Here is a 7,993-nt window from a genome sequence, read left to right as displayed (position 1 = left end):
GAAAACCCTATTCTTTCTAACTTTAAGGAAGGTCTTTCTATCTTAGAATACTTTATTTCTACTCACGGTGCGCGTAAAGGATTAGCGGATACCGCTTTGAAAACGGCTGATGCCGGTTACTTGACACGTAGATTACATGACGTTTCTCAAGACGTAATTGTAAACTCTGTAGATTGTGGTACCTTAAGAGGAATTGATGTTTCTGCCTTAAAGAAAAACGAAGAAATTGTTGAAACTTTAGGAGAAAGAATCTTAGGACGTGTTGCATTGCAAGATGTAATTAATCCATTGAATAGTGAAATTTTAGTTCACTCTGGTGTGCAAATTACCGAAGCTATTGTTAAAGCTATTGAGGAATCACCAATTGAAAGAGTGGATGTTCGTTCGCCATTAACGTGTGAAGCTAAAAAAGGTATTTGTGCTAAATGTTATGGTAGAAACTTAGCTACCGGAAAAATGACTCAAAGAGGTGAAGCAGTTGGAGTAATCGCTGCCCAATCTATTGGTGAGCCGGGAACACAGTTAACACTTCGTACTTTCCACGTTGGTGGAGTTGCAGGTGGAGTTTCTGAAGAATCTACTATTGTAGCAAGATTTGGTGGAAAACTTGAAATCGAAGATTTAAAAACCGTAGTTGGTGAAGATGCTGACGGGAAAAAAGTTGATATCGTAGTTTCTCGTTCAACGGAATTGAAATTAGTTGATACTAAGACAGGAATTCTATTAAGTACTCATAATATTCCTTATGGTTCTGTTATTAATGTAAAAGATGGTGATACCGTTGAAAAAGGTGCTATTATTTGTAAGTGGGATCCTTATAATGGAGTAATCGTTTCTGAATTTACTGGAAAAATCGCTTATGAAGATTTAGAACAAGGTCAATCATTCCAAGTGGAGATTGATGAGCAAACAGGTTTCCAGGAAAAAGTAATTTCGGAAGGAAGAAACAAAAAATTAATCCCAACCTTATTGGTTTACGGTAAAGACGGTGAATTAATCCGTTCTTATAACTTACCGGTTGGTGCTCACCTTATGGTTGAAGATGGAGAGAAAATTAAAGCAGGTAAAATCCTTGTAAAAATTCCTCGTCGTTCTTCAAAAGCAGGAGATATCACAGGAGGTTTACCAAGAATTACAGAGTTGTTAGAAGCTCGTAATCCTTCAAACCCAGCGGTAGTGTCTGAAATTGATGGTGTAGTTTCATTTGGAAAAATTAAAAGAGGTAACCGTGAGATTGTAATCGAATCTAAGTTTGGTGAGGTTAAGAAATACTTAGTGAAATTATCAAGTCAAATCTTGGTTCAGGAAAATGACTTCGTAAAAGCGGGTGTTCCTTTATCAGATGGCGCGATTACACCAGAAGATATCTTGAGAATTCAGGGTCCATCAGCTGTTCAACAGTATTTGGTTAACGAAATCCAAGAAGTATATCGTTTGCAAGGGGTAAAAATCAACGACAAACACTTTGAAGTTGTTATCCGTCAGATGATGCGTAAAGTTAGAGTTGAAGATCCGGGAGATACATTATTCCTTGAAGAGCAACTAATTCATACGGCTGATTTCTTAGAAGAAAACGATAAACTATACGGAATGAAAGTGGTAGAAGATGCAGGTGACTCAGAGGTGTTGAAACCAGGTCAGATTGTTTCTCCACGTGAATTGCGTGATGAAAACTCTTTATTGAAACGTAATGATAAAAACCAAGTTGTGGCTCGTGATGTAATTACGGCTACTGCAACTCCGGTTTTACAAGGTATTACCAGAGCATCGTTACAGACTAAATCATTTATCTCTGCGGCATCGTTCCAAGAGACTACAAAAGTATTAAACGAAGCAGCAGTTGCTGGTAAAGTAGATACACTAGAAGGTCTTAAAGAAAATGTTATTGTTGGACATAGAATTCCTGCTGGAACAGGTATGAGAGATTATGATCATACCATTGTAGGCTCTAAAGAAGACTACAACGAGATTATGGCTAGTAAAGAAGAGTACATTTATTAAAAGCCTCACCCTCACTCTCTCAGGAGAGTGAACTGGGAATGAGATAAATAAAAGCCACTATTTTAAATTCTAAATTAGTGGCTTTTTACTATCATCAGTGGCAAAATCTAAAATCTAATATCTAAATTTAATATCAAAATGAGTGATAACGCACAACAAGGACAAATCAACATAGAGCTAGACGAGAAAGTGGCTGAAGGAATTTATTCCAATTTGGCTATTATTAATCACTCCGCTTCTGAATTTGTTGTAGATTTTGTAACCCTAATGCCTGGAGTACCAAAGGCAAAAGTGAAATCTAGAATAGTATTAACGCCACAGCACGCCAAAAGATTTCTAAAAGCATTGGGTGAAAACATTCACCGATATGAACAAGCTAATGGTGAAATTAAAGACGTAGAGCAACCGCAGATTCCGCTGAATTTTGGTCCTGCCGGTCAGGCATAAATAAATTAAGTTAGTAAACTAAACCATTTCAATTACTTGAAATGGTTTTTTTATTGCACGTTAGCGCGGATTTGCTTCCCCAGTTCGCTATCGGTTACTACTTTTGTCATTCCGTCTCGTCTTTTTTGACGGGAGAGGAATCTCAAAAAAATTTTGATTATAAAAGCCAATTTTGCATTGGAAGAAGTGCAATGTTATTTTATTTCAACCAAAACTTTTTTGTCAAAAAAAAGACAGTATCAATAAAATATAAAACTCCGTTTCTTGTAAAGACGTTCTCGTCATGTAAATCCTCTAAAATAATACCTAATTCAGGATTGAAATAGTCATTGTTACGAGTGTTTTCAAAACCATTTTGTATTAAAAATTTTTTTACTTGTTCCAAATCAGTGTTAGCAGTAATTGCGACATAGGATTGTTGAACAACAGCATACAATATGCTTTTATCTTTTATAAAACCAATTAATTCATAAGCAGTATCAGGGAAAAAATAATTGTGAAGTAATAAATTGTATAAATAATCTCTCCAGGAAGTTTAATAAATAGAATCCTTTAAATATACCTTTTGTTCTGCACCTTCGCTAACATATTGAGAAAGGTTAATATCTTTTGCCCAAAGATTATTTATTATTATGTAATTTTCTAATCTCTGTGTTTCTTCACTTTTGAAATGCTTTGTGATTTCAATTGATGGGCTTGTTGTTTCGCCATTTTTAAGGTAATTGGCGATTGCTTGGATAGTTGTTCCAAAGCTAATTTGGCTCTTTCCTGAAAGGACATTTTGTAATTCATATCTCAAATCATTTTGCATTAGCAAATATAAGAAATATTATTACTCAAATAGTAAGTTGTAATTTCGCTAAATTTTTATGCAACACTTTGCGACTTTGCGACTCTGCGATTTGATATTAATCACAAATTTTGCTTCCCCAGTTCGCTATCGGTTACTACTATTGTCATTCCGTCTTTTATTTTTGGAAGAGAGAGGAATCTCATCAGACTTACCAGGTTTTTAAAACCTGTCAGGTCTTGTACTATTAAATTCTACCATTTATACAATTAACAAGTTGTAAACTAATTAAACCGTTGCTAACTTATTCTTTATCCACTTTATTATATAATACAAAATTTACAATAAATATAAATAAATGCAAATAATCGATAAAAAATGCATTTAATCGATAAAATTATTTTTTTATTTCAAATAAGCTTTGTACGTTTGAAGCGTCTAAAAATAGAATTAGCCCATTATAAAACTATTTCAATGGAATTTTATATGGGTATATAGGTTTTGACAAGTAGCTGTAAAGCGATTGAGAAGCTGATTTTTTGGACATAAAATATTTATTTACAAAGCTTTATTGTTGTAGTGCTGTTTGTCGATGATATCATTCACTTTACAGAATTACAATAATTTAGCTCAAAAAAAGTTGTAGGTCAACGATTTTTTGTGTTGTGTATCTGTTTTTTTTTAAAGGAACTATGTGTTTAATTAAGTTTGCTCAAAAAATGAAACCTATTAGAATTTTTTTATCCTTTACATAAGGAATTTATAAATAACAATGTTTAAACCCAAATCTACAATAAATCAACTAAAACTATGAAAACAACGATTACCCTAAGTCAAATTTTTCGAAATTGCTTCCGCCTGCAGCGATCGTGCTTCTCGTCGGTATTTTTACTGCTTTTCCTACTTAGCGCAAGTAGCTCATGGGGGCAAATTGCGCAGAGAGGGTCGTCTACAACAGCCTCTATCTCAACTGCTGCCTCCGCGATGACAATCAACAAACCAACTGGCGTTGTTGCCGGAGATGTGATGATTGTTTCGATTGTTCAAAATGAAACCGACAATAGTAGTGGTGGTTTGAGCAATGTTACATCAACTGGTTGGACATTAATTGATGGGAGAATAATTCGGAGCGATGGAACTTCTAATAATAACAATGCTTGGCATGGAACTGTACTTTACAGAGTAGCTGATGGCACTGAAGGTAGTTCATTCGCTTTTTCGCTACCTAATTCAAGAGCGGATATGGCTATAGGTTCAATTGTTGCATTTAGTGGCGTTGATGTTTCGGGTGGAGTAAAAGCTGATGGTACAGCCGGTGGCCCTTTTGATGTAGTTCCTTCAACTCTGAATGTAGCAACTGCTGATGGCACAACAGCCACTGCAATAACGCTTACAACAACTTCTGCAAACTCCGCTGTAATTATGTTAGCGATGGTTAGTAACGACAGAGCTTTTTCAAGTTGGGCAGCAACTTCTCCTGCTTCGTTAACGGAGTTATATGATAATGTTACTACTAACGGTGATGATGCTTCAGTAGGTGCTGCATGGGCAATAAAACCAACAGCAGGTGCAACTGGGAATGGCACTGTTACACTCTCAGGTAGCGATAGATGGGGTTCTATTTTAATTGCATTGAAGCCGAAGACATTTTATTCTAAAGGAAGTTTAGCACCGCAAACGGCAGCTAACTGGAATACAAAACGAGATGGTACCGGAACAAATGCCGTTGCAGGAGATTTTACAAGTGGAAATTGTTTTGTTATACAAAATGGTCACTCCATGACTACTGGAGCTGCATGGTCGGTTTCTGGAACAAACTCTAGAGTGTGGATAGAAAATGGTGGTACTTTAACTTCTTCATCGGCTATTACTCTTGCTTCAGCAACAACTTTTCAAATTGATAATGGAGGTACTTACATACACAGTAATACAAGTGCTCCATCAACTACTATTTTTGGTGGGACTGAAAGTTTTGGAGCTAGTTCAAATGTGCGTATCAACAATTGGCAAAGTAATACAACGGTAATAACCACAGGAGTTACTTTGCCTTTTGGTAATTTAGAATTAAATTGGACTGCAAATACCAGCAATTGGCAACAAGCTTGGACTACCACGTTTACACTGTGTGCGGGGAATTTTACAGTAACTTCTGTTGGAACAGGAACTTTACGACTCAATGCTAATACTCCAAGTCCTACCATAACAATTGGAGGTAATTATACCCAAACTGGGGGAACAGTTGATTTTTCTAGTGGCTCTTCTTTAACTATACTTAATGTTGGTGGAGATTTTATCCATACTGGTGGAACTATTACAGAAACAGGTAGCGGAAGTGGTACAATTGTGATGAATGGTGCATCAGCAGAAACTTTAGAAAGTACAGGTTTAACAAACACCATTAATTTTACTGTTGCACCAACAGGTTCAGGAAGTGTTGCAATTGCTTCAGGTAAGTCGTTTACTAGTGGTTCTGGAACAATATCAGTAAGTAATACCTCCTCTGCGACAGAATTTACCAACAATGGTACTTTAGCGATTAGTTCCACACTATCAGGAGCAGGAAGTTTTGTTAATGCAGCCACTTTCAACAGTAGCGGAGCTATTTCTGTTACTGGTAATCTGTCTAACTCAGGAACTATGAGTCATTCAGGTTCTGGAACAATTACAACAGCATTGGCTAACTTTACAAATACAGGCACAATAAACATAAGTGGTTCAGGAACAATTACAGGTATAACTAATAATGCTGGAGGTATTGTAAACCATTCGGGTTCAAGTACGGTAACTAGTTTTAACAACGCAACTGCAACCAGTACACTTAATATTAGTACTACACCAACTGTACCTACATTTACTACGCTTACCACTTCAGTAGCTGGTAACACAGTTAATTATACTGGTGCCGGAAATCAGACAGTAAAAGCAGTGGCTTACAGTAACCTTACGCTTTCTGGCTCGGGTGCTAAATCTATTGTCACAGGAACTTCAGTTACTGGTAAATTGAGTATAGCGCCTACTGGTTCGGCAACTGCGTCAATAGGAACCGGACTTAATATAGCAGTTGGATCACTTCATCTTGCAGGTGTCAATTGTGTCAATGGTACATGGGGATATGGGGCGGCTACTCCACCAAGCAATAAAAATCAAACCTATTTTGCAAATACATCAGGATATGTTACCGTTTCAGACGGTCTTACTTTCAAGAGCGAAATAATTTCCGCTAGCCTGGGTAATACTTCTTGGTGTCAAGGTGAAACAAGAGATGTAACAGTAACCATAAAAAATGTTGGAACAGCCACCTGGACTGATGGATCAAGCGGTACACCAACAATTAACATTGGTGTAAAATGGAATACAAATGGAACTAGCTGGGATGATTATAAGGTTAGAGTTTCAGCGGCAAATCTAGCGCCAGGAGCAACAGCTACTTATACTTTACCATTAACAGCATCAGACTTTGTTGCTAGTTATGGTTCACCACTTGCTGCTGGTTCAAACAATATCACTTTTGACGTAGTGCAAGAAGGAGTTTCTTGGTTTGCTGATAACGCAGGTGGGGTAGGTCCGGGTAATACCAAGTTCACTTCTACTGCACGAACTATACTAGCAGCTTTTTCTGCGGGAGCTATTGCGACTACAGGTCAGACAATCTGTTCTGGAGGCACTCCTTCTTTAATTGGAAGTGCTACAGCGGCTTCAGGAGGAGATGCCACTATTACTTACTCATGGAGAAGCTCAGCTGATGGTTATGTAACAGCAATTGCAAGTGCAACAGCAGCAACCTATACTCCACCTGCTGGTTTAACAACAACAACAAGTTATAGAAGATATGCCACAGATGGTACTTGTAATACAACACCAACAGAATCAACAGGAACATGGACGGTAACTGTAAGTCCTGTTGTTACAATAACACTTGGAACAAACCCAACAGTAACACAAGGAACAACAACTGCAAATTTGCCATATACTTCTAATAATGGGGCCCAATCTTATGTAACTTTCGATGCCACTGCTGTGGCAGCTGGGTTTACTGCATCTCAATCTACCGGTATTACTCCAGGTACTGGAAATATTGTTTTACAAGTTCCATACTGTCCAACGGGTGGATCTGGTACCTTTAGTGGAACTTTATACGTCAATGATACTACTACAGGTTGCAATAGTACAACCTATCCTTTTTCTGTTACAATAGCATCATCAGCAGCTCCAACAGGAGCAGCATCACAAACTTTTTGTACTGGAGCGACAGTGGCAAATTTATCCGCTACAGGTTCGGGAATACTTTGGTATGCGTCATCAAGTGGGGGTTCCGCATTAGCCACCTCAACAGCCTTGGTAAATGGTAATCATTATTACGCTTCTCAAAACCCAGCGGGTTGTGAGAGCACGGCTCGATTAGACGTAACTGCTACGGTAAATGCATCACTAACTACTGCTAACGCAGGAGTTGATCAAACAGCATCTGCTACATGTGGATTAACATCAGTCACTTTAGCAGCAAATACACCAACAGTAGGAACAGGAGCATGGAGTATCGTTAGTGGGTCAGGGGGAACCATTACAACAGCATCTAGCCCTTCATCAACATTCAGCGGAACAGCTGGAACGTCATATACGTTAAGATGGACTATAACAAATTCAACATGTACAGCATCAACTGATGATGTGGTTGTTACATTTAACCGTAACCCAACTACAAACGCTGGAACAGCCTTTACCAAAACTTGTGTAGCCAATACAAGTGGTGCAGCA

At 37.7% G+C, this 7,993-nt stretch carries 2 protein-coding genes and 2 pseudogenes; 3 read left to right on the top strand and 1 reads right to left on the bottom strand.

The window, feature by feature from the left end; all coding sequences use genetic code 11:
* Together ACOYLP_RS09525 and ACOYLP_RS09520 are read left to right on the top strand one after the other, a co-directional pair.
* Nucleotides 1-2,001 (top strand): annotated as a pseudogene (locus ACOYLP_RS09525) (DNA-directed RNA polymerase subunit beta'); the annotation flags it as partial.
* 138 nt (nucleotides 2,002-2,139) lie between these two features.
* A complete protein-coding gene (locus ACOYLP_RS09520) occupies nucleotides 2,140-2,448 on the top strand; it encodes a DUF3467 domain-containing protein (RefSeq protein ID WP_396141962.1) in 309 nt (102 codons plus the stop codon).
* Nucleotides 2,449-2,647: 199 nt separating this feature from the next.
* Here ACOYLP_RS09520 and ACOYLP_RS09515 read toward each other — a convergent pair.
* Nucleotides 2,648-3,259, bottom strand: a pseudogene (locus ACOYLP_RS09515) (hypothetical protein).
* Nucleotides 3,260-4,222: 963 nt separating this feature from the next.
* On the opposite strand from ACOYLP_RS09515, the gene ACOYLP_RS09510 reads away from it, so the two are divergent.
* A partial coding sequence (locus tag ACOYLP_RS09510) for a beta strand repeat-containing protein (RefSeq protein ID WP_422855938.1) occupies nucleotides 4,223-7,993 on the top strand: 3,771 nt, incomplete at its 3' end.

The organism is Flavobacterium sp., from assembly GCF_049318325.1.
Taxonomy (GTDB): Bacteria; Bacteroidota; Bacteroidia; order Flavobacteriales; family Flavobacteriaceae; genus Flavobacterium.
Note: the sequence above shows the minus strand (reverse complement) of the source record. Positions and strands in the feature narration are given on the sequence as shown.